At 70.1% G+C, this 19,594-nt stretch carries 20 protein-coding genes and 3 tRNA genes; 9 read left to right on the top strand and 14 right to left on the bottom strand.

All coding sequences use genetic code 11. From position 1 onward, the window contains the following. The 3 genes from VGJ24_RS17685 to VGJ24_RS17675 all read left to right on the top strand — a co-directional run. Positions 1 to 284 (top strand): nitrilase-related carbon-nitrogen hydrolase (locus tag VGJ24_RS17685; RefSeq protein WP_331501959.1); only part of this gene is annotated, 284 nt, incomplete at its 5' end. Between the two features lie 17 nt (positions 285 to 301). Beyond that, complete coding sequence (locus VGJ24_RS17680; RefSeq protein ID WP_331501958.1) at positions 302 to 1,360, top strand: hypothetical protein; 1,059 nt, start codon at positions 302 to 304, stop codon at positions 1,358 to 1,360. 34 nt (positions 1,361 to 1,394) lie between these two features. Further along, positions 1,395 to 1,631: a biotin/lipoyl-binding carrier protein gene (locus VGJ24_RS17675; protein ID WP_331501957.1), complete on the top strand. Its 237-nt coding sequence runs from the start codon at positions 1,395 to 1,397 to the stop codon at positions 1,629 to 1,631. An 11-nt stretch (positions 1,632 to 1,642) separates the two neighbouring features. Here the strand turns inward: VGJ24_RS17675 and VGJ24_RS17670 are convergent. Beyond that, positions 1,643 to 1,731: transfer RNA gene (locus VGJ24_RS17670), tRNA-Ser, on the bottom strand. 150 nt (positions 1,732 to 1,881) lie between these two features. Next, on the bottom strand, positions 1,882 to 2,232 hold the full coding sequence (locus VGJ24_RS17665) for a hypothetical protein (RefSeq protein ID WP_331501956.1): 351 nt from the start codon (positions 2,230 to 2,232) through the stop codon (positions 1,882 to 1,884). 153 nt (positions 2,233 to 2,385) lie between these two features. On the opposite strand from VGJ24_RS17665, the gene VGJ24_RS17660 reads away from it, so the two are divergent. The 3 genes from VGJ24_RS17660 (at position 2,386) to VGJ24_RS17650 (ending at position 3,368) form a co-directional block, all read left to right on the top strand. After that, positions 2,386 to 2,880 carry a hypothetical protein gene (locus VGJ24_RS17660; RefSeq protein ID WP_331501955.1) on the top strand — a complete coding sequence of 165 codons (495 nt, stop codon included), beginning with the start codon at positions 2,386 to 2,388 and terminating at the stop codon, positions 2,878 to 2,880. A gap of 45 nt (positions 2,881 to 2,925) precedes the next feature. Then, positions 2,926 to 3,018 (top strand) — tRNA-Ser (locus VGJ24_RS17655). A 212-nt stretch (positions 3,019 to 3,230) separates the two neighbouring features. Next, entirely contained in the window at positions 3,231 to 3,368 is a 138-nt protein-coding gene (locus VGJ24_RS17650) for a hypothetical protein (RefSeq protein ID WP_331501954.1), read from the top strand. Positions 3,369 to 3,444: 76 nt separating this feature from the next. Here the strand turns inward: VGJ24_RS17650 and VGJ24_RS17645 are convergent, their stop codons facing one another. The 4 genes from VGJ24_RS17645 to VGJ24_RS17630 all read right to left on the bottom strand — a co-directional run bounded on the left by VGJ24_RS17645 (position 3,445) and on the right by VGJ24_RS17630 (position 8,247). Continuing rightward, positions 3,445 to 4,437: a LuxR family transcriptional regulator gene (locus VGJ24_RS17645; RefSeq protein WP_331501953.1), complete on the bottom strand. Its 993-nt coding sequence runs from the start codon at positions 4,435 to 4,437 to the stop codon at positions 3,445 to 3,447. Between the two features lie 114 nt (positions 4,438 to 4,551). Further along, positions 4,552 to 6,408 (bottom strand): phosphoenolpyruvate carboxykinase (GTP), encoded by a 1,857-nt coding sequence (locus VGJ24_RS17640; RefSeq protein ID WP_331501952.1) that lies wholly within the window; start codon positions 6,406 to 6,408, stop codon positions 4,552 to 4,554. A gap of 239 nt (positions 6,409 to 6,647) precedes the next feature. Beyond that, positions 6,648 to 7,067 carry a VOC family protein gene (locus VGJ24_RS17635; RefSeq protein ID WP_331501951.1) on the bottom strand — a complete coding sequence of 140 codons (420 nt, stop codon included), beginning with the start codon at positions 7,065 to 7,067 and terminating at the stop codon, positions 6,648 to 6,650. Between the two features lie 37 nt (positions 7,068 to 7,104). After that, positions 7,105 to 8,247, bottom strand: coding sequence for a glycoside hydrolase family 6 protein (locus tag VGJ24_RS17630; RefSeq protein ID WP_331501950.1), 1,143 nt, complete (start codon positions 8,245 to 8,247; stop codon positions 7,105 to 7,107). 177 nt (positions 8,248 to 8,424) lie between these two features. Between VGJ24_RS17630 and VGJ24_RS17625 the strand changes: the two genes are divergently transcribed. Next, a tRNA-Arg gene (locus VGJ24_RS17625) sits at positions 8,425 to 8,500 on the top strand. A 1-nt stretch (position 8,501) separates the two neighbouring features. Here VGJ24_RS17625 and VGJ24_RS17620 read toward each other — a convergent pair. The 5 genes from VGJ24_RS17620 to VGJ24_RS17600 all read right to left on the bottom strand — a co-directional run bounded on the left by VGJ24_RS17620 (position 8,502) and on the right by VGJ24_RS17600 (position 13,883). Further along, positions 8,502 to 8,726 (bottom strand): DUF7218 family protein, encoded by a 225-nt coding sequence (locus VGJ24_RS17620; RefSeq protein ID WP_331501949.1) that lies wholly within the window; start codon positions 8,724 to 8,726, stop codon positions 8,502 to 8,504. Between the two features lie 234 nt (positions 8,727 to 8,960). After that, complete coding sequence (locus VGJ24_RS17615) at positions 8,961 to 9,116, bottom strand: hypothetical protein (protein ID WP_331501948.1); 156 nt, start codon at positions 9,114 to 9,116, stop codon at positions 8,961 to 8,963. A 28-nt stretch (positions 9,117 to 9,144) separates the two neighbouring features. Further along, positions 9,145 to 10,491, bottom strand: coding sequence for an FAD-dependent oxidoreductase (locus VGJ24_RS17610; RefSeq protein ID WP_331501947.1), 1,347 nt, complete (start codon positions 10,489 to 10,491; stop codon positions 9,145 to 9,147). Between the two features lie 87 nt (positions 10,492 to 10,578). Next, the gene (locus tag VGJ24_RS17605; RefSeq protein WP_331501946.1) at positions 10,579 to 13,122 is read right to left on the bottom strand and encodes an ABC transporter permease; all 2,544 of its coding nucleotides are present in this window, start codon (positions 13,120 to 13,122) and stop codon (positions 10,579 to 10,581) included. A 2-nt stretch (positions 13,123 to 13,124) separates the two neighbouring features. Next, positions 13,125 to 13,883: an ABC transporter ATP-binding protein gene (locus VGJ24_RS17600; protein ID WP_331501945.1), complete on the bottom strand. Its 759-nt coding sequence runs from the start codon at positions 13,881 to 13,883 to the stop codon at positions 13,125 to 13,127. Positions 13,884 to 14,092: 209 nt separating this feature from the next. On the opposite strand from VGJ24_RS17600, the gene VGJ24_RS17595 reads away from it, so the two are divergent. Both VGJ24_RS17595 and VGJ24_RS17590 read left to right on the top strand, forming a co-directional pair. Then, a complete protein-coding gene (locus tag VGJ24_RS17595; RefSeq protein ID WP_331501944.1) occupies positions 14,093 to 15,403 on the top strand; it encodes a GAF domain-containing sensor histidine kinase in 1,311 nt (436 codons plus the stop codon). Continuing rightward, the gene (locus tag VGJ24_RS17590; RefSeq protein ID WP_331501943.1) at positions 15,396 to 17,447 is read left to right on the top strand and encodes a hypothetical protein; all 2,052 of its coding nucleotides are present in this window, start codon (positions 15,396 to 15,398) and stop codon (positions 17,445 to 17,447) included. Before VGJ24_RS17595 ends, VGJ24_RS17590 begins: the two co-directional genes overlap by 8 nt. Here the strand turns inward: VGJ24_RS17590 and VGJ24_RS17585 are convergent. The 3 genes from VGJ24_RS17585 to VGJ24_RS17575 form a co-directional block, all read right to left on the bottom strand. Continuing rightward, positions 17,418 to 17,783 carry a response regulator transcription factor gene (locus VGJ24_RS17585; RefSeq protein ID WP_331501942.1) on the bottom strand — a complete coding sequence of 122 codons (366 nt, stop codon included), beginning with the start codon at positions 17,781 to 17,783 and terminating at the stop codon, positions 17,418 to 17,420. The two genes, VGJ24_RS17590 and VGJ24_RS17585, sit on opposite strands and share 30 nt — an antisense overlap. Positions 17,784 to 17,873: 90 nt before the next feature. Further along, positions 17,874 to 18,554, bottom strand: coding sequence for a response regulator transcription factor (locus VGJ24_RS17580; RefSeq protein ID WP_331501941.1), 681 nt, complete (start codon positions 18,552 to 18,554; stop codon positions 17,874 to 17,876). Between the two features lie 80 nt (positions 18,555 to 18,634). Further along, a partial coding sequence (locus VGJ24_RS17575) for an ABC transporter substrate-binding protein (protein WP_331501940.1) occupies positions 18,635 to 19,594 on the bottom strand: 960 nt, incomplete at its 5' end.

Here is a 19,594-nt window from a genome sequence, read left to right as displayed (position 1 = left end):
GCGCCGAGGTGATCCTCGTCCCGGCCGCCTGGGTCGCCGGGCCGCGCAAGGTCGAGCACTGGACCACGCTGCTGCGGGCCCGCGCCATCGAGAACACCGTGTACGTCGTCGGCGTCGGCCAGCCCGCGCCCCGCTACTCCGGTCACTCGACCGTGATCGGACCGCTCGGCGACGTGGTGGTCGAGGGGGGCGACGACGCGCAGATTCTCACCACCGAGCTCGACCTCGCCGCCGTCGCCCAGGCCCGCCGCACCAACCCGTCGCTCGCCAACCGGCGCCTGTAGCGTCACCCTCCGTGTCCATGGCTGCTTCTCGCCGACGCGCAGACCCCCCTGGGCGGCGGGTGGCGGACAAGCCACCGCGCGAGTCGGCCCCCGGGCGCGCCGTGCACGGCCTGGGACTGGTCGCCTGGCTGCTCATCGTCCTCGCCTCGGCCGCTGCCCTGGTCGCTGCGCTGCTCGGGTACGTCGACGACCGGCTCGCCGACGCCGGCGCGGTCGCGACCGCCACGGCGTACGCCTGGGGGTTGGCGGCGCGCACCGGCGGGCGGCCGGTGATCTTCTCGCTGCTCGCGCTCGTCCTCGGCGGCGGGGTGGTGGCGCTCGACGACAACGCCCTGCGCAGCGGGGCCGCGGTGGTGACCGCGGTGCTGACGGCGGTGTTCGCGGTGATGGTCACCGTCCCCGCGGTCCGCTTCATCGGAGCCGTCCGCGAGACGGTCATCGCCCTGCTCGTCGCCTCCGTCGGCTCGATGGCGACCCTGGCGTGGGCGCCGGTCGTCGACCTCCACCGGTTCGAGTACACGGTGCTCGGGCTCTCACTCGTGGCGTCATTCCTCACCGTCTACCGGCTCGGCGCGGGCTTCCACGGCCTCGGCTCGCGTGGCGTCGTGACGGTCGTCGCCGGCAGCGTGATGGTCGCGCTCACGGTCGGGTACGCCGAGCTGCTCCAGCGCTACGGCACCCACGACCTGGTGGCCACGCTGGACGACGCGGTCCGCTGGAGCCACCACCACCTCGGGGCCTTCCCACGCCCGATCGTCGCCCTGCTCGGAGTCCCCGCCCTCACGTGGGGCACCCACATGCGGGCTCGTCGTCGCCAGGGCTGGTGGGTCTGCGCGTTCGGCGTCGCGCTGACCGCGCCGGTCGCGTACGCGCTCGTCGATCCCGGCCGCACCGTCAAGGAGGTGGCGCTCGCCACGACGTACGGCGCGGTGATCGGGCTCGTGATCGGCTTTCTGCTGATCCGGCTCGACCTGCGGCTGACCGGTGGGAGCGGGCCGCGCGGCCGTCGCCAGGCGGAGATCGAACGGACGACCGCGCTCCGTCCCGAGCCCGGCCGTACCCACGCCCTCTGGTGACGGAGTCCCCGGGGGTATCCACTAGGTTCGGAACGTGGCGCGCGAGCAGACGTTCCGGATCCTTGCGGAGATGGTCGCCAACGTGATCGTGGTCGAGGTCGCGGTCGACGACGAAGTGACGGCCGGCGACCCGGTGTGTCTCCTCGAGTCGATGAAGATGGAGATCCCGGTGCTGAGCGAGCACGCCGGCGTGGTGTCGGCGATCAAGGTCACGCCCGGCGACGTCGTCCAGGAGGGCGACGTTCTGGTGGAGCTCACCGCACTGCGCTGAGCTCCACTCCGCAGAGGGGGCGGGATTCGAACCCGCGGCTGACATCTCTGCCAGCGACCGCTTTCAAGGCGGTTCCGATCGGCCACTCCGGCACCCCTCCGAGCGCGACCCCGTGTCAGCGGCGCCGTCGCCGGGCAGGAGTCTAGGTGCAGCCCCGGAAAGCAAGGTCCCCGACGTGGTGGCCAGCCTGGGGGGCAGGGGGCGACCAGAACGTCGGGGACGTCGGCGGGCGCTCACGTCTGAGCGGGGGTTACTCGGAGCCGCCGATCTCCAGCTCCACGTCGTCGTAGGCCAGGTCGTGCACCCGCTGGTGGTGATGGGCGATGTCGACCAGCAACCGGTTCAGCCGGTCGGCGAGGTCGTCGACGTCCGGCGCCACCAGCACCTGGGACGCCAAGGTGTTCAGGCGGGTGAGGAGCTCGTCGCGTTCACGCAGCGCGCGTGAGGCCCGGGCGGACAGCCACGCTTCGCCGCGGTCGGGGTGCTCGAGACGCAACCGATCGCGTACCGGAACGAGCTGGCGGCGGACCGACCAGCGCCAGGCGCCGAGGTTGTCGCGGACGTGCTGAGGCCGCAGGAGATCGTCGAGCGAGGCTGTCATCGCCGTCATAGGGGACCTCCCGAGTGTGTGAGCCACTCGTTGGTGGGGGTTGCGACGGTGTTGCGATCCACTGTGGACCCTCCGGGTGGCCGGGACAAGGGGCGGAACCGTGCGGATTCGCCCCCCGGGCGACGGTTTCAGTTGAATGATCCGGTGACCCACCCGGCGCCCCTGCCCACCACGACGTACCGGCTCGCCCCGGCCCTCGGCGTCCGCCTGGTCGGACGCAGCCTGGTGACCCTGGCCGTCCTGGTGGTTCTCGCGACCCTGCTGGGGGTGCTCGTCGGCGCGGGCTGGGTGCCGGCCGGCGTGGTCACGGCGGTCGGGCTGGTCCTGGTGGCCGGCTGGGCGTGGTACCTGCTGCGCCGGGCCTGGGCGGTGCGCCTGTCCGACCAGGGGTACGCCGTGCGCCTGCTCGGCGGCGTCGGAGCCACCTCCGCAGCGTGGACGCTGGTCGACGAGGTCGTGGCCGCGAGTCCCGGCGGCACCCCGTGCCTGGTGCTCGGGCTACGCGACGGTCGGGCGACCAGGCTTCCGATGGCGGCACTCGCGACGGACGCCGACGCCTTCGTGCACGACGTACGTCGTCGGGTGCGGGACGCGCACACACCGGGTGGCGCGACAGGCTCCTCGGCGCCCGACTCCTGATTCGGTGGGCGCGCACCCCTCCTTGTAGCCTGTGCTGGCTGACGGGGAGGCGTCGCCTAGCCCGGTTTATGGCGCCCGCCTGCTAAGCGGGTTGAGGGTAATCCCCTCTCGCGGGTTCAAATCCCGCCGCCTCCGCCAGTGCCCACAGGCCTCGTCGCTGCGGCGGCGGGGCCTGTGCCCGTCCTGGGGTGGGCCAGTTCCAGCCGGCGCCGCGGTGGCCGTGGCGTCCTTGCAGAATTGTGCATTGCAACGAAATGAGCCATCTCAGACATGTCCTGGGTTTCAGGCCTCACCGAGAATGGGTAGGAGGGTGACCAACAGGTCTCACCCCCCGGGAGGATGTGCAACTCATGAACACGATGCGGAAGGCGGCCCTGGCGTTCGCTGCGGCCGCGCTGAGCGTCAGCGCGGTCGTCGTCGCGGCTCCGGCTCATGCCTACGACACGAACTGGCCTTGCCAGGGATGCGCCAAGCCGGCCCACCCCTGATGGTCATCACCTAACAGATGTCCCCACGACGGCCCGAGAGCATGGCGCTCTCGGGCCGTGTCATGTCCGCGCGGACTCACTCGTCCTCGTGACCCGAGACGCCGATCTGGCCCATCGTGTAGCCGAGCTGGAACCGCGTGTCGGCGTCGTACTCCGCCTTCAGGTCGGCGACGTAGCCGGCAAAGGTCCGGGCGCTGACGCCGAGACGCTTGGCGCTGACCGGGTCGGAGTGACCCTCGATCAGCATCCGGATCGTCATCGCCCGCTGCTCGCGGGCGATGTCGTTCATCATCGTCCGCTCGGTGTTGGTGAACGGCCGGGCGCGTTCCCAGGCGCGCTCGAAGACGTCGACCAAGTAGGCGACCAGCGCCGGTTCCTGGACGGCGATGCCGACCTGGGTGCCGCTGGGGCCGGGGATGACCGCCAGTCGCCGGTCGACGACGATCATCCGGTTGAAGAACTCGTCCAGGGTACGGACCTCGGCGCCGGCGGCGCTGACTGCAGCGACGTAGTCGCGGGTCGCGGAGTGCCGGCGAGCGCTGTGCTGGTACAGCGTCCGCATGCGCACACCTCGGTCGATGGCGGCCTTGTTGAGCTCGGCGGCCTGCTTCAGGCTGGCCCGCTCGCGGCCGGTCTGGGGCTGCGCGGTGAGCAGCTCCTCCTCGGCCTCGGCGACCGCGCCGTTGATGAAGGTCTGGATGGCGGGGCCGTGGAACTCGGTGATCGGACCGCGTACGGCGGTGGGCGAGCGCCGCCACGCCTGTGACAGCCCGCCGAACGCACGCGCCCAATCCGAGGACTCGCCGAGCAGCTCGGCCCCGCGTTGGCTCATCGGACCGACCACGTGTGACTGCACCGTCGTCGGGTCCACCGGCAAGTAGACGGCGTTCGCGTGGTCGTGGACGAGGAGGTTCAACGACACGAGGAGCTTCAAGGCGTGGTAGAGCTCGCCATCGGGTTGGATGCGGGGGTCGGTGTCCTTGAGTCCGCCACTGAGTGCCGTCTCCTCGTACAGCGGCGTCGCCAAGGACTCGAAGAGCTCCCGCTCCTCAGGACCGAGGTCTGCCACCGGTCGCGCTCTCACCTTGCCCCACGCACGCATCGTCGCACATCGTCGGGTGAGCCATCACAGTCTCGGCAAAGCCGACCGCGACTGTGATGGTGGGGACGCGGGAGCGTCCGATCACATCCCGAGGCGTGCCTTGAGACCGTCGAGCTCGGTCCAGAGGACGGCGGGCAGCTGCTCGCCGAACTTGTCGAACCACTCCTGGATCTGCGGAATCTCGGCCTTCCACTCCTCGGGGTCGACCGAGAGAGCCATCGCCAGCTCCTCGTCGGTCATGTCGAGACCGTCGGTGTCGAGCGACTCCGGGGTCGGCACGTGCCCGATCGGAGTCTCGACCCCGGCGGCCTGTCCCTCCATCCGCTCGATGACCCACTTCAGGACCCGGCTGTTCTCGCCGAAGCCCGGCCAGAGGAAGTCGCCCTTGTCGTCGCGCCGGAACCAGTTGACGTAGAAGATCTTCGGCAGCAACGCCTCGTCGTTCTCCTTGCCGACGGTGATCCAGTGGTTGAAGTAGTCGCCGGCGTTGTAGCCGATGAAGGGCAGCATCGCCATCGGGTCACGGCGTACGACGCCGACCTGGCCGACCGCGGCCGCCGTCGTCTCGGAGCTGAGAGTGGCGCCCATGAAGGTGCCATGGGTCCAGTCACGTGCCTCGGTCACCAGCGGGATGGTGGTCTTGCGCCGACCGCCGAACAGGATCGCGTCGATCGGGACGCCGCGCGGGTCGTCGTACTCCGGGGCGAGGATCGGGCACTGCTTGATCGGCGTGCAGTAGCGGCTGTTGGGGTGGCTCGACAGCTCCTCGCTGTCGGGAGTCCACGGCTCGCCCTTCCAGCTGGTGGCGTGGGCCGGGGTGTTCTCCATGCCCTCCCACCAGATGTCGCCGTCCTCGGTGAGCGCGACGTTGGTGAACACCGAGTTGCCCTTGTTGAGGGTGCGCATGGCGTTCGGGTTGGTGTGCTCGTTGGTGCCGGGCGCGACGCCGAAGAAGCCGTACTCGGGATTGACCGCCCAGAGCCGGCCGTCGTCGCCGATGCGCATCCAGGCGATGTCGTCGCCGAGCGACTCCACCTTCCAGCCGGGGATCGTCGGCTGGAGCATGGCCAGGTTGGTCTTGCCGCAGGCGCTCGGGAACGCGGCTGCGACGTACTTGGTGATGCCCTCCGGCGAGGTGAGCTTGAGGATCAGCATGTGCTCGGCCAGCCAGCCCTCGTCGCGAGCCATCACGCTGGCGATGCGCAGGGCGTAGCACTTCTTGCCGAGCAGGGAGTTGCCGCCGTACCCCGAGCCGTAGCTCCAGATCGCGCGCTCCTCGGGGAACTGGACGATGTACTTGGTGTCGTTGCACGGCCACGAGACGTCGGCCCGGCCCTCCTCCAGCGGCATGCCCACGGAGTGGAGGGCGGGCACCCAGCGGACGTCCTGGCCCGCGTCGTCCAGCTCCTCCATCCGGCGCAGCACGTTGGTGCCCATGCGGGCCATGACCCGCATCGAGACCACGACGTACGCCGAGTCGGTGATCTCGACGCCGAACATCGGCCGCTCCGCCTCGAGGTGGCCCATCACGAACGGGATGACGTACATCGTGCGGCCCGCCATGCACCCGGCGTAGAGCCCGCGCATGATGGCCTTCATCTCGTCGGGGTCCATCCAGTTGTTCGTCGGACCGGCGTCCTTCTCGTCGAGCGAGCAGATGTAGGTGCGGTCCTCGACGCGCGCGACGTCCGTGGGGTCGGTGCGAGCCCAGAACGAGTTGGGCTTCTTGGCCGGGTCGAGCCGGGTGAAGGTGCCGGACGCCACGAGCGAGTCGGTGAGGTCGGTCCACTCCTCGTCGGAGCCGGTGCACCAGTGGATGCGGTCCGGCGTGGTCATCTCGGCGACCTCTGTCACGAAGTCGAGGATGCCCTGGTGGGTCGTCGGGACCGGGTCCGAGTCGTCCTGCGCGGTCGGTCGGGTTTGCGTGTCGGCAGTCATTGCGATGGTGTGCCTCTCGTACGTCGCGGTGGCCGCCGTGCCGCAGAATGCCTGCGGGCCCGAGAAAGGCCACCGGTCCGTCTTTCGACGGGGTGAACGTGAAGTTGTCGCGATCGGCCGGCGTCGTTGTCGCCCGACGTGTGGCGCGGACGTTACCCGTGTCAGGAGTCCTGACATATTGGATCGATCAAGTGCCCCGTCCGGGGTCCGGGGCCTTGACGCGGGCCACGACGGCGTACTCAGGCCTCTGCTTCGTGTGCCGCCCGTGCCGCCTCCCGCTCGGCGGGGGAGCGCAAGATGCAGAACTCGTTGCCTTCGGGGTCTGCCAGGACCACCCAGCCGGTGCCCGGTCCCCACTGGTCGCGCAGGTCGTGCACCTCGACGGCGCCGTGCTCGCGCAACCGGGCGAGCTCCTCGTCGCGGGTGCCCTCGCGCGGCATCAGGTCGAAGTGAATGCGGTTCTTCACCGACTTGGTGTCGGGGACCTCGATGAACAGCACCAGGTGACCGGTCTCCGGATCGCGGATCAGGCACTCCTCGTGGCCGGGCTCGTTGGGGTCGTCCTCGAGGTCGACGTACCCGAGCACCGGCTTCCACCACTCGGAGAGGGCGTAGGCATCGGCGCAGTCCACGGTCGTGTGCGAGATGAAGGAGGTCATGGGCCACTGTGCCCGTGACCGTGGTCGCGGCTCAACCTCATTGGAACGGCGAGTACCGGACCTCCGCGAGGGCGCGCTTCATGCTGAACGAGCCTGCCTGGTGGGCCAGCCACGGCCGGCTCACCCAGAGGTAGCCGTCGACCAGCTTCTCCGCGGTGTGCGTGCGGTCGGCGGAGAGCCCCCACGCGGCCGAGCCGACGTCGGTGGTGGGCGGGATGCCCACGGCCACGCAGTGGTGCTGCCCGGCGGACCCGCACGCCTTGGCGTACGGGAGCGGCTTGCTCGGGTGGTGCTGGTGGTACCACGCACCGGTGAAGGCGCGTCCGTTGTCGGAGGTGTCGATCACGAAGTGCCGGTGCGGGATGCCGTCCTTCGCGAGCGCCGAGACGATCTTCGCGCCGAAGTCGATCTGGCGGCCCACCGAGTCGAAGTGCGAGGTGTCGAGGGCGAAGCCCCGGGCGTACTGGACGCCGGCCGAGCGCAGCATCCGTGCCGCATCGGCCGGCCGGTCGCGGAACCAGTCGGCCGAGCCCATCTCGACGTAGACGGAGGTGTTCGGTTGGGCCGACAGGGTGCGGGCGGCGTACCTGAGCAGGTCCGCGGGGATGGGGGAGCCGTGCGGGACGCAGCGGAGGAACGGGCCGTCGGGTTGCAGCACGATGGCGGCGTGGGTGTCGCCGAGAGTGTCGGCGACGATGTCGACGTACTGCTGGTACGACGCGCGCTCGGCCTTGGTGGGCAGTCGGGTGCAGGCCTCGCCCTCCCAGGGCACCATCCTGAACAGGGTGAGCTGGACGAGCGCGTCCGGGTTGCCGTCGGTCGCGTTGTCGACGTACGCCTGCACCTTGTCGGCAATCTCGGAGTTCGGGATCCAGGCGCCGAAGAACTTGGCCTTCGGGGCCAGCGCGATGGCGGCGAGCGTCTGCTTCGTCTCACCGGTGGCCTGCAGGTAGGGCTGCCAGGCGGGGTCGGCCCTGCCGCGGTAGACGCCCCAGGGCCGACCGGCGAGCGGGTTCGTCGGGTTGCTCGACGACGCCGGGGCCATGGAAACGGCCAGTGCGCTCGACCGGGCGGACTCAGGTGCGGCCGATGCCTGCCGGATGGTCGGGACCAGAGTCACCAGGCCCAACGCGGCGAGGCCGAGCAGGGACGCCGAAGACTGACGTGACGAGGGGTTCACGCCGTCGACGGTAGGTTGCCCACGCCGCCGGTGTCCCGGAGTCGGCGAAACCAGGACCGTTCGAGGCGGGCGGCTCCTCCGGACAGGTCAGCGGGCCGGGGCACGGATTCGGCCCGCCCTGGGTGGTCGGCTATCCTCGACCAGTCCAAGTCGCGGCTTCCACGTGGCTTGGACACTGCGCCCGTAGCTCAACGGATAGAGCATCTGACTACGGATCAGAAGGTTGGGGTTTCGAATACCTCCGGGCGCGCCAGTCAGCTCTTCTTCGCGGCCGCCTTGCCGCCCTTGCGACCGGCCTTCTTCTTCTGAGCCGTGGTTCCGCCCTGGGAGCTGTCGCCACCGGAGCCGCTCTTCTTGCCACCCCGGCTCGACGCACCGGGGCTGTTGGCGATCCGGGCGGCCCGCTCCTTCGACATCCCCTTGTCCTTGAGGGCCTCGTACTGCTTCTCGTTCTTCACGTTCGCGGACTTGCTGGGCATCGTTCCTCCTTCGCGTTCTTCGCCTCCTGGGCGCGTCCGTACCCGCCGGCCGGTCGGCGGATGCACGTGTGCGCGGTCATCTGGGGTACGCGTCCGCGATGTCGCGCGAAGACTCGCGCCCGGACAAGGAGCGCCCCGCGGCTGCGTGAGCGCGGGGCGCGAATGGTCTCAGGTTATGACCGCTCGCGCTCGGTGTCGACGTTCGTTGCCGGGATCCACTACCTGAGGTGTGCGTCAGTCCTCGTCATCCGACAGCACCGGATCGTGCCGGTTCTCCTGCTCCTCGGGTTCCTCGTCGACGCGTTCCGCCGCATCCGCCTCGGAGACCTCCTCACCCTCGGGCACGCCCCCCAGGTCGATGGGCTTGCGATTGTCTGCCATCTCGCTCATGGGTACGACGTACCCGCGCGATCGTCGGCTAAGCGTCGGGCGGTCCGACTCGGGGATGGTCCATGCGCGTCTGACGTCGGCGTCCGGGAATCCCCGACGCGAGCACGCGAGCCACCACCGACGGCCGGGCCAGCGACCTGGTCGGCTCCACCAGGTTGAGCACCAGGTTGAACGTCTTCGCGAGCTCGACCGAGGTGTGGGTGGCCCTGACGACCCGCAGGACGTAGCGGTTGACCCGGTCCGTCCCCCGCGCCTTCGGCCCGCTGGTCTGCGGATGCAGGAAGTCCGCGCCGACCGCGATCGCCCAAGGAGCGTCGATGATCTTCGCCGCTCGCCGGTGGAACCGCCGCGGCAGCTCCTCGGAATGCAGCCCCACGTCGCGCACCGTGGCGCCGAGAGCGTCGGCCTGCAGAGCGGCGCAGGACATGCCCTGACCGTAGATGGGGTTGAAGCTGCACGCCGCGTCACCGAGCGTGACGAACCCGGGCAGCAGCCGTCCTACCTGGTCGTAGTGCCGGCGCTGGCTGGAGGGGAAGCGGTACGACGCCACCGTCGACAGCGGTCCGGCGTGCTCGACGAGCTGGGCCACTGCCGGCGACAACAGGCTGCGCGCGAACTCGAGGACCTCGACCTCGGTCGTGCCCGGGACGTCGGCGTGCACGCCTGCCAACGTCACCATCCAGCGATCGCCCTCCACGGGAAGCACCGCCCCAGCACGGAACGAGGTGGGCGGTGAGGTGCCGCAGACCAGGAAGCTGCCTTCGAAGTCGTCCGCCGAGCGCGGGAGGAAGCCGCTGGCGTAGGCACAGTCGATCAGGACCCGAGTGACGGGCGGCACGAGGACTCCCGACGACTCGAGCTGGTGCGCGATGCGGGAGGAACGACCGGAACAGTCGGCGACCAGGTCCGCCGGACGCACCATCCCGTCGACCACGACCCCCACCCCACGTCCGTCGGACACCTCGACCCGGTCGACGACGACGCCGTCGTCGATCCTCACGTTCTCCAGCGATGAGACTCGGCGACGGATCACCTGCTCGAGCAGCGGGCGAGTCATGCTGAGAGCCGGCCGCCCCCAGTCACCTTGCGCCCGGTAGCCGCCGGCCTGGTAGACCCAGGCACGCGTGCCGTCGACCCAGACGGCGCCTGCCTGCTCGAGCTCGTCGTCGATCCCGGGGAACCAGGCGACCAACCGGTCCAGACCGGCGGTCAGCAGCAGATGCAGGTGCTTTCCCTGGGGCACGCGTCCGCGCGGCGTCGGGGCGTCGGTGAGCCGTTCCCGCTCCAGGATGACGACCTCGTCCACGAGGTCGGAGAGCACCCGTGCGGTCAGGAGCCCCGCGACGCTCGCACCGACCACGATCGTCGACGTCATCTGCCGAAGTCTGGCCCAGACCCACGGTCCAGCAGAAGGGACCAGTGGCCCGGCAGCATCATGCTGCCGGGCCACGGGATCGGTGCATCAGTCGGTGACCACCGCTTTCAGTACGTCGACCCTCGCGGCCGATCGGGCGGGACCGAGGGCCGCCAGGATCCCGGCGACCGCCGCCAAGGCGACGTACAGGGCGATCTGGGGAGCGGGGATCGAGATGGCCTTGATCCCTTCGTCCTTGAGCGCCTGTGACAGCGCCAGGCCGATGCCGATCCCGAGGGCGGCTCCGCTCAGGGCGCCGATCAGCGAGATCACGACCGACTCCCAGCGGACCATCGCCCGAACCTGTGCGCGGGTCATCCCGACCGCACGCAGCAGACCCAGCTCACGCGTGCGCTCGAAGACCGACAGGGCCAGCGTGTTGACGATGCCGAGCAGTGCGATCAGCACGGCCAGCAGCAACATCACCGTGACGAAGGTCAGCAGCTGTCCGATGAATCCGCTGGCCTCCTTCTCGAAGCCCTTCTGGTCCAGCACCTTGGCGTCGGGGTGGTCGGCCAGGGCTGCCGAGATGGCGTCCTGGACGGCCGCCTTGTCGGCGCCTGCGACGAGCGTGACCAGACCCGAAGCCACGAGCTGTGGACCGGCGAAGGCGTTCTGCTCGGCAAGGCTGATCACGTAGTTGTCGCTGATCCAGCCCTTGCCGTCGTAGATCGCGACCACGTGCAGCCGGTGCTTGCCGGAGACGGCGAACTCCGCCGGGACAACGTCTCCCAGCTTCCAGCCCTTGGCCGTGGCGGTCGACTTCGACACCATGACCCCGTCCTTGCCGAGGTCGGCGACCGAACCCTGTGAGACCTCGAGATTCATGACCGCGTCGGCCGTGGCCGGGTCGACGGCGGAGTAGCTCGTCTCGCCGTTGTCGAAGTGCGCCTGACCCCAGCCGCCGGCGGAGACCTTGTCCACCCCGTCGACACCCTTGACCGCAGCGATCACGGAGGGACTGAAGCCGGGGGCTTGTGTGCTCGAGCTGGACACGAACAGATCCGCGTTCGTCTGGTCGGAGATGACGTCACCGAACGACGCCTTCAGCGAGGAGGCGAACACGCCCATGCTCACGACCAAGGTGAGGCCGATCATCAGGGCGGCAGCGGTGGACGAGGTACGTCGCGGGTTGCGGAGCGCGTTCTGCTTCGCCAGCTCACCGGGCAGGCCACGCAGCTTGAGCGGCGCGGCGATCAGTGCCGTCAGCGGACGGACCGCCACGGGCAGGGTGACGATGACGCCCACCAGTGCCGCGAGCAGACCGATCCCGAAGATCCTCATGTCGGCCCCGCCGTACAGGGCCGAGAGGATCCCGGCTGCACCGGCTCCGATGATTCCCAGACCGATGACGGCGCGTCGCTTGGACGGCTTCTCCGCTCCGGGCGTCGACTCGCGAAGCGCCTCGACCGGCAGCACCTTGGTGGCGCGGCGGGCAGGGACGAGCGCGGCGACGACCGTGACGAGCGTGCCGACCAGGAGTGAGACCCAGATGGTGCGGGCCTCGAGCTGGAGCGACGTACTCGGCAGGCTGAAGCCCACCACGTCCATCAGCTTGGTCAGCCCCTTGGCGACACCCAGCCCGAGGGCGATGCCGATCGCGGAGGCGGCGACCCCGAGCATGAGCGCCTCGATCATCAGGCTGCGCAGCACCTGGCGCCGGGTACCGCCGATCGCCCTCAGCAGCGCGATCTCCCGCGACCTCTGGGTGACGATCATGGTGAAGGTGTTCCAGATGATGAACGACCCCACGAACAGGGCGATCCCCGCAAAGATCATGAACAGGATGCCCACGATCTTGAGGTCCTTCTGCACGGCGTCGGAGTTCTCCCGCGCGACGGTCTCTCCCGTCACCGCCTCGTCGCCCTGGGGTACGACGGCATCGAGCCGCTTCGCCAGCTCGGCCTGGCTCACGCCGTCCTCGGCGCTCACCCCGATGCTGTCGAAGTAGCCGGGGGTCCCGACGACCTTCTGGGCCGTCTTGGTGTCGAAGTACGCCGACGTGGTTCCGCCGAGGTTCTTCTCGCCGCCGAAGCCGACCGTGCCGACCACGGTGAACTCTCGGGTCGGACCCTGGAACAACACCTTGATGGTCGAGCCGATCGCGATGTCGTGGTCCTCGGCGCTGGTCGCGTCGATGGCGACCTCGTTCGGCGCGTCCGGTGCCGTCCCGGAGAGCAGGTCGACGTCGCCGCGGAGATCTTCGTCGGCCGGCATGCTGTAGCCCATGGTGGGCGCGCCACCGCTGGTGAGAATGGCCTTGCCGTCGTTGTCGGTGAGCAGGGCGTAGCCACTGACCGAGCCCTCCGCGTGGCGGACCCCGTCCACCTTGTCGACGTCGGTGAGAACGGAGGCGGCGATCGGTGCCCGACTGGTGGTGACTCCGTCCACGGAGCTGTAGGGGGCATGGGTGCGGACGACCGCATCCGTGCCCGCGGAGACCTTGCCGAAGAGCTGCTCGAAGGCGAGCCCCATGGTGTCGGTCAGGACGAGTGTTCCGGCGAGGAACGCGACGCCGAGTGCGATCGACGCCGTGGTGAGGACGAGGCGCAGCTTGTGCGCGATCATCGCTCGTAGCGTGGCGGTCAACATGGTCAGGCTCCTAGGTGCTTCATATAGTCGAGTACCTCGTCGGCGGTGGCGGCGTGCATCTCGTCGACGATGTGGCCGTCGGCGAGGAAGACGACCCGGTCGGCGTGGCTCGCCGCGGTCGGGTCGTGGGTGACCATGACGACGGTCTGGCCGAGCTCGGTGACCGCCTTGCGGAGGAACGCCAGCAGCTCGGCACCGGACTTGGAGTCCAGGGCACCGGTCGGCTCGTCCGCGAAGATGATCTGCGGCTTGGAGGCGAGTGCCCGGGCCGCGGCGACCCGCTGCTGCTGCCCACCGGAGAGCTCCGACGGACGGTGCGAGAGTCGGTCGGTGAGACCGACGGTCTCGACAATCGAGGCGACCCAGTGGTCGTCCGGCTTGCGCCCCGCGATCCGCATGGGAAGGACGATGTTCTCCCCCGCGGTCATGGTCGGCAGCAGGTTGAACGACTGGAAGATGAAGCCGATCCGGTCGCGACGCAAAAGCGTGAGTGCCTTGTCGTTGAGCGCGGTGATCTCGGTGTCGCCGAGGTACACCTCGCCGGCGCTGGGCCGGTCGAGGCCGGCGAGCATGTGGAGCAGGGTCGACTTTCCGGAGCCGGAGGGCCCCATGATGGCGGTGAACTGGCCTTCGCCCAGTCCGACGGTGACGTCGTCGAGGGCGGGGATCGCGGACTCGCCGGTGCCGTAGAACTTGCTGAGCCCCTCGGCCCGGGCCGCGGACGCGGTCGAGACCTGGGGAGGGTTGGTGATGACGGACATGTGTTCTCCTGAGGTTGGTCGCCACCCGGTCCGGCGGCTGTGACCAGCACACTCGAACGTCGCCGCGGTGCCCATCGGGCTGGGCACACGGCTTCGGGTGCTGTCCGGGTGCTGTCCGCGTGGTGGCTGCGGCAATCGTGCGGCCAGCCACACGGAGGGGTTCGGGAACTGCCCTCCCCCCGGGGGCGGCGGAGGGACAGACTGCGGAGATGACCTGGCTGCCGCGGCTGCGCCGACGATCTCGTCGCGAGTGGTGGGCTGCCGTCCTCGTGCTCGCGGGCCTCACGGTGTTCGTGGTCTCGGTGTACGTCGTGATCGTGCTGGGCGGCGGCTCGCTCACCGGCCGCACCGCGTCGCCGAGCCTGCCCCTCGCGGTGCTGGCGACCGCCGTCGTCGCGCTGGCGTTCGAGCCGGTCCAGGCCAGGCTCGAGGACTTCGCGTCGCGGACGATGCACGGTGGACTCGCGTCGCCGTACGACGTGCTGAGCCGGTTCTCCGAGACGGTGGTGGGCAGCTATGCCGCCGAGGAGCTGCCGTCGCGGATGGCCAGGGTGCTGGCCAAGGGCACCCGGGCCGAGTGGTCGCAGGTCTGGCTCGTGGTCGGCGACCGGCCCAGGCTGGCCGCGACCTGGCCACCGGAGTCCACCCGCGAGCGAGCCGACGGGGATCTGGCCGAGGGCGAGGTGTCGGGCCGGCGGTCCCTCCGAGTGCGACACGGTGGCGAGGTCCTCGGCGTCCTGATCGTCCAGGAGGGCGAGCACGGCCCCCTCACGTCGGTCGAGCAACGGCTGTTCGAGGGGCTGGCCAGGCAGGCGGGCCCCGTGCTGCGCGGGGCCCGGCTGCGCGCGCAGCTCGAGCTGCGCCGCGCCGAGCTGTCGGCACGCGCGAACGAGCTGCGAGGGTCGCGCGAGCGGCTGGTCGACCTCCAGGACGCCGAGCGCCGCCTGCTCGAGCGAGACATCCACGACGGTGCCCAGCAACACCTCGTTGCGCTCGCTGTGAACCTGCGCCTCGCCCAGACCTTGGCCCCGCGGTCGCCGGAACGAGCGGACGCCATCCTCGTCGGTCAGGAGCAGGCCGCCCTCGACGCCGTCGACACCCTGGGGCATCTGTCTCGCGGCATCTACCCGAGGCTGCTCGCGGACAGCGGACTCGCCCCGGCGCTCCGGCAGGCGGTCGTCAACAGCCCGGTCCCGGTGCAGGTCGTCCCGTACGACCTCGGGCGGCTCGCCCCGACCGTGGAGACCGCCGCCTACTTCTGTTGCCTGGAGGCCGTCCAGAACGCCGCCAAGCACTCGGGGGCAGCGACGATCCGGGTCGAGCTCAGGGACGACGGCGGGTCCCTGCAGTGCGTCATCGAGGACGACGGCGCGGGCTACGACGTGTGGACCACCACCGCGGGCACGGGCCTGACGAGCATGCGGGACCGGGTGGAGGCGGTCGGCGGCACCCTCACCACGCGATCGACCCCCGATCACGGCACGCGCGTCGTAGCCCTGCTCCCCAGGGCGGGTGACTGACGTGCGCGCGTGCGTCGCGGGGATCCTGGCCGCTCTCACGGGCGTCCTCTGCGTGGGAGATGCGGTGGTGACCGCGCAGTACCGGCCGCTGTTCTCCCAGGCAGCGGTTGCGGAGCACGGCTTCCCGCTCGTCAACGGTGCGGTGCTCGGGTCCGCCGTGCTGGGCGCGGTGATCATCGCGCGCTACGAGCGTCACGCGATCGGCTGGTTGCTCAGCCTGGTCGGCGTCAGCGCGGCCTTCTCGCTGCTGACCGAGGCGTACGCCATCTGGGTGGTCAGTGACGGCGGGCCGGGATCGAGGGGTCTCGCCGGAGTGTCGGGCTGGCTCTCGGCGCTCCTCGGGGGCCAGCTCGCGATCGGCGGCCTCGCGTGGATGTTCCTGCTGGCGCCGGACGGTCAGTTCCTCTCTCGGCGCTGGCGGTACGTCGCCGCGGTGCCCGCGGCCGGGGTGCTGCTCTGCACGGTGTCGCTGCTCTCCTCGGACCCGACGACGTTCGACATCCAGTCCGACGACCGCGGATCGGTGCGCAGCGCGCTCTTCAGCGTCGGCTTCCTCCTGATCAGCCTCGGACTCGTCGCGTCGGTCGTCTCCATGGTGGTCCGGTTGAAACGGAGCCGGGGCGAGAGTCGCCGGCAGGTCGTCCCGATCGCCCTGTCCGTGGTCCTGGTCACCGCCGGCATGGTGACCCTCGGCGTGGTCGAGGCCCTGAACGGAGGCCAGCAGACCTGGGCCGCGTCGCTCCCGCTGTACGTCGCCTACCTGCTCATGCCGGCGCTGTTCGCCGTCGCGGTGCTCCGCTACCGGCTCTACGACATCGAGGTGATCATCAACCGGACGGTCGTTGTGGCCGTGGGCACCGGGTTCGCCGCCGTCGGCTACACCACCCTGGTCGTCACCGTCGGCAAGGCGGTCGACCGCCAGACGAGCGGCTTCTGGCTGTCCCTGCTGGCGTTCGCCCTGGTCGCCCTGGCGTTCCAGCCCCTTCGTCGCTGGGTGGTCCGGTTCGCGAACCGCCTGGCCTACGGCTCCCGGGCCCAGCCCTACGAAGCGCTGTCGGACTTCAGCGGCCGCCTCGCCGAGACACCTTCCCCGGACGCTCTGCTGCCGGCCGTGGCCGACGCCGCTGGCCGGGCCGTGTCCGCACGCCGAGCCCGGGCGAGCCTGGAGGTGCCGGGCGTGCCGACCCGATCCGCGGACTGGGGCCAGGGTGACGCCGAGGGTACGGACGAGCACGTCGTCGAGGTACGCACCGCGGGCACCCGACTGGGCACGATCGCGGTGTGGATCCCGAAGGGACGCCGGCTGCGCCCGTCCGACGTACGACTCCTGACGGCGCTCTCCGACCAGGCCGCGGTCGCCTTCCGCAACGCCGCGATGGAGAGCCAGCTGGCGGGAAACGTGGCCGAGCTCGACCGCACCACGCGCGAGCTCTCCGCCTCTCGCTCGAGGATCATCGAGGCGGACGACGCGGCACGGCGGACCCTCGAGGAGGCCATCTCGCGCGAGGTCCTCCCGCGGCTCGTGGCACTCCCCGACCAGCTCGTGGGTGCCCGGCGCGCCGTCGCCCTCGGGTCGCCCGCGAACGGGATCGATCTCCTCGTGACGGCCACCAACGACGCGCTGGAGTCGCTGCGCGAGCTGACGCGAGGCGTGTTCCCCACCCAGCTGGCCCGATCGGGCGTCGAGCCTGCGCTTCGCTCGCTCCTCGCCCGCAACGGCTTGGCCTCGGCGCTGCACGTCGACGCGTCAGCGGCCGGGCGACGGTTCTCCGCCCGGGTGGAGGCGGCCGTCTACTTCTGCTGCGCGGAGGCGTCGCGCTCGGCCTCGAGCCCGTCCTCACTCGAGCTGAGCGTCATCGACGGCGACCTCCTGCTGGAGGTGGCCGGAGTCTCGGCCGGGGAGGTCGACCTGCAGGCGATCGGCGACAGGGTCGGCGCGGTGGCGGGGTCCGTCACCACCGAGCCGGCCCTGATCACGCTCACGATCCCGGTAGGCCCGACCGGACCCGGCGAGTCAGGGGCAGGCACCGGCCCAGGCCTCTGAGAGCCGGTCCGGACCGAACACCGCCTTGGCGATGTACGACGCCGCGCCGCAGCCCGCGAGGTCGAACTGGTCCTCGTCGTAGGTCGACAGCAGGATCACGACCGGGGGCTGCGCGCCGGCACGCAGACGTCGGGTGGCCTCGATGCCGTCGATGCCGGGCAGGTTGACGTCCATCAGCACGAGGTCGGGCAGCAGCTCGGTGGCCATCGCCAACGACTCCTCACCCGACCCGGCGGAGCCCACCACGACGAAGCCCTCGGTCTCGTCGACCACCGCCCTCATCGCGCGACGGAACGGTTCCTGGTCGTCCACGACCAGGACGCGCAGATCCGGCATCGGCTACCTCCTCGCCTCATCGTCCCGCGGCAGGGAGTCGGCCGGGAGGTGGTTGGCCGCATCGCGCCGAGTGGTTGACCGCCCGATGGCTCAGCGGGTCCGGGCTCCGCCGGTCGCGTCGAGGTAGGCGAGCACGGCCATCACTCGACGGTTGACGTCCGACTCGTGGACGAGCCCGAGCTTCTGGAACACCGCGCCCACATGCTTCTCGACGGCGCGTTCGCTCATGAAGAGCGTCGTGGCGGTGGCCGCGTTGCTGCGACCGGTCGCCACCTCCTGGAGGACCTCGAGCTCGCGCTCGGTCAGCCCGAGGAGGGCCGAGGTGCTCTCGGTGGACTTGCGCGCCAGGAGGCCCTCGACCACCTTCGGGTCCAGCGCGGACCCGCCGCGCGACACGTCGTACAGGGCCCGGACGAGATCGTCGACCTGGGTGACCCGCTCCTTCAGGAGGTAGCCGAGCCCCTCGACACCATCGCAGAGCAGCTCGAACGCGTAGTCCTCCTCGACGTACTGCGACAGCACCACCACGCCGGTCGCGGGAAACTCGGCCCGGATCCGCTTGGCGGCGTCGATGCCCTCGGTCGTGAAGGTGGGCGGCATCCGGATGTCGGTCAGGACGGCGTCGGGTCGGTGCACCCCGACGGCGGCGAGGAGCGCGTCGGGGTCGGCCACCGTCTCGACGAGCTCGATGTCCGTGGTCTCGGTGAGCAGGCCCGCGACTCCCTCACGAACCAGGAAGTTGTCGTCCGCGAAGACGACGCGCACGGTCATGCCTCACTGTAGGCCGCGCGACGGAGCCCGCCACCTCGCGGTGACGGGCTCCGGTCGTTCTGGTCAGCGAGCGGCGGGACTCAGGTCCCCTGCACCCACTGGTTGACCAGGTCGGGGTTGGCGTCGATCCACTTCTTGGCGGCGTCCTCGGGCTTCATACCGTCCTTGGCGATGTACTCCGCCACCGTGTTCTGGTCGTCGTTGGTCCAGTGGAAGTTCTTGACCAGCGTGACCGCGGGAGAGCCGCCGTCGGCGAACTTCGTCGAGATCAGCTTGTTCAGGTGGTACGGCGGGTAGTCGCAGGCCACCTTCGCGGCGTCGGCGTCACAGCCCGGCGTGTACTTCGGCAGGTGCACGCGCACCAGCTTCATCTCGGAGAAGAACCACTGCGGCTCGTAGAAGTACGCGAGCAGCGCGGTGTGGTTCTTCTCGGCGCTGCGGAAGCTCTGGATCAGCGCGGCCTCGCTGCCACCGACCACGACCTGGTAGTTGAGGCCGAGGTTCTTCACCAGGGCCTCGTCGTTGGTGACGTACGACGGGTCGCCGTCGAGCAGCTGCCCCTTGCCGCCGGACTCGGAGGTCTTGAACATCGACGCGTACTTGTTCAGGTTCTTCCAGTTGGTGATGTCCGGGTACTTCTGCGCCATCCACGGCGGGACGTACCAGCCGATGATGCCTTCGTTCCCGGTCATCCCGGCGTCCTCGACGGTCTTCTGGTCGGTGATGTACTTCTTGACCAGGTCGGCGTGGCCCCAGTTCTCCAGGATCGTGTCGATGGTGCCGCTGGACATGCCCTGCCAGCCGACCTCCTCCTTCACGTTCTTGTAGTTGACCGTGCAGCCGAGCTTCTCCTGGGCCACGACTCCTACGACGTAGGCGTCCGCGACGTACCCCGTCCACGGGTTCACCGCGATGTTGAAGGTCCCACAGCTCTTCCCGGAGGAGGTGGTCTTGTCCTTGATGCCGCCGCCGCCACACGCGGACAACATCAGCGCGGCTGCAGCGGCGACGCCGATCAGCCGGAGGTGCAGTGGTCGTCT

Source organism: Nocardioides sp., assembly GCF_036493135.1.
Taxonomy (GTDB): Bacteria; Actinomycetota; Actinomycetes; order Propionibacteriales; family Nocardioidaceae; genus Nocardioides.
Note: the sequence above shows the minus strand (reverse complement) of the source record. Positions and strands in the feature narration are given on the sequence as shown.

Coding starts and splice junctions, on each gene's coding strand:
- VGJ24_RS17680 (WP_331501958.1), top strand. CDS start 302: ATGGCTGCTTCTCGCCGACGCGCAGACCCCCCTGGGCGGCGGGTGGCG.
- VGJ24_RS17665 (WP_331501956.1), bottom strand. CDS start 2,232: ATGACAGCCTCGCTCGACGATCTCCTGCGGCCTCAGCACGTCCGCGAC.
- VGJ24_RS17650 (WP_331501954.1), top strand. CDS start 3,231: ATGAACACGATGCGGAAGGCGGCCCTGGCGTTCGCTGCGGCCGCGCTG.
- VGJ24_RS17640 (WP_331501952.1), bottom strand. CDS start 6,408: ATGACTGCCGACACGCAAACCCGACCGACCGCGCAGGACGACTCGGAC.
- VGJ24_RS17635 (WP_331501951.1), bottom strand. CDS start 7,067: ATGACCTCCTTCATCTCGCACACGACCGTGGACTGCGCCGATGCCTAC.
- VGJ24_RS17620 (WP_331501949.1), bottom strand. CDS start 8,726: ATGCCCAGCAAGTCCGCGAACGTGAAGAACGAGAAGCAGTACGAGGCC.
- VGJ24_RS17615 (WP_331501948.1), bottom strand. CDS start 9,116: ATGAGCGAGATGGCAGACAATCGCAAGCCCATCGACCTGGGGGGCGTG.
- VGJ24_RS17610 (WP_331501947.1), bottom strand. CDS start 10,491: ATGACGTCGACGATCGTGGTCGGTGCGAGCGTCGCGGGGCTCCTGACC.
- VGJ24_RS17605 (WP_331501946.1), bottom strand. CDS start 13,122: ATGTTGACCGCCACGCTACGAGCGATGATCGCGCACAAGCTGCGCCTC.
- VGJ24_RS17600 (WP_331501945.1), bottom strand. CDS start 13,883: ATGTCCGTCATCACCAACCCTCCCCAGGTCTCGACCGCGTCCGCGGCC.
- VGJ24_RS17595 (WP_331501944.1), top strand. CDS start 14,093: ATGACCTGGCTGCCGCGGCTGCGCCGACGATCTCGTCGCGAGTGGTGG.
- VGJ24_RS17585 (WP_331501942.1), bottom strand. CDS start 17,783: ATGCCGGATCTGCGCGTCCTGGTCGTGGACGACCAGGAACCGTTCCGT.
- VGJ24_RS17580 (WP_331501941.1), bottom strand. CDS start 18,554: ATGACCGTGCGCGTCGTCTTCGCGGACGACAACTTCCTGGTTCGTGAG.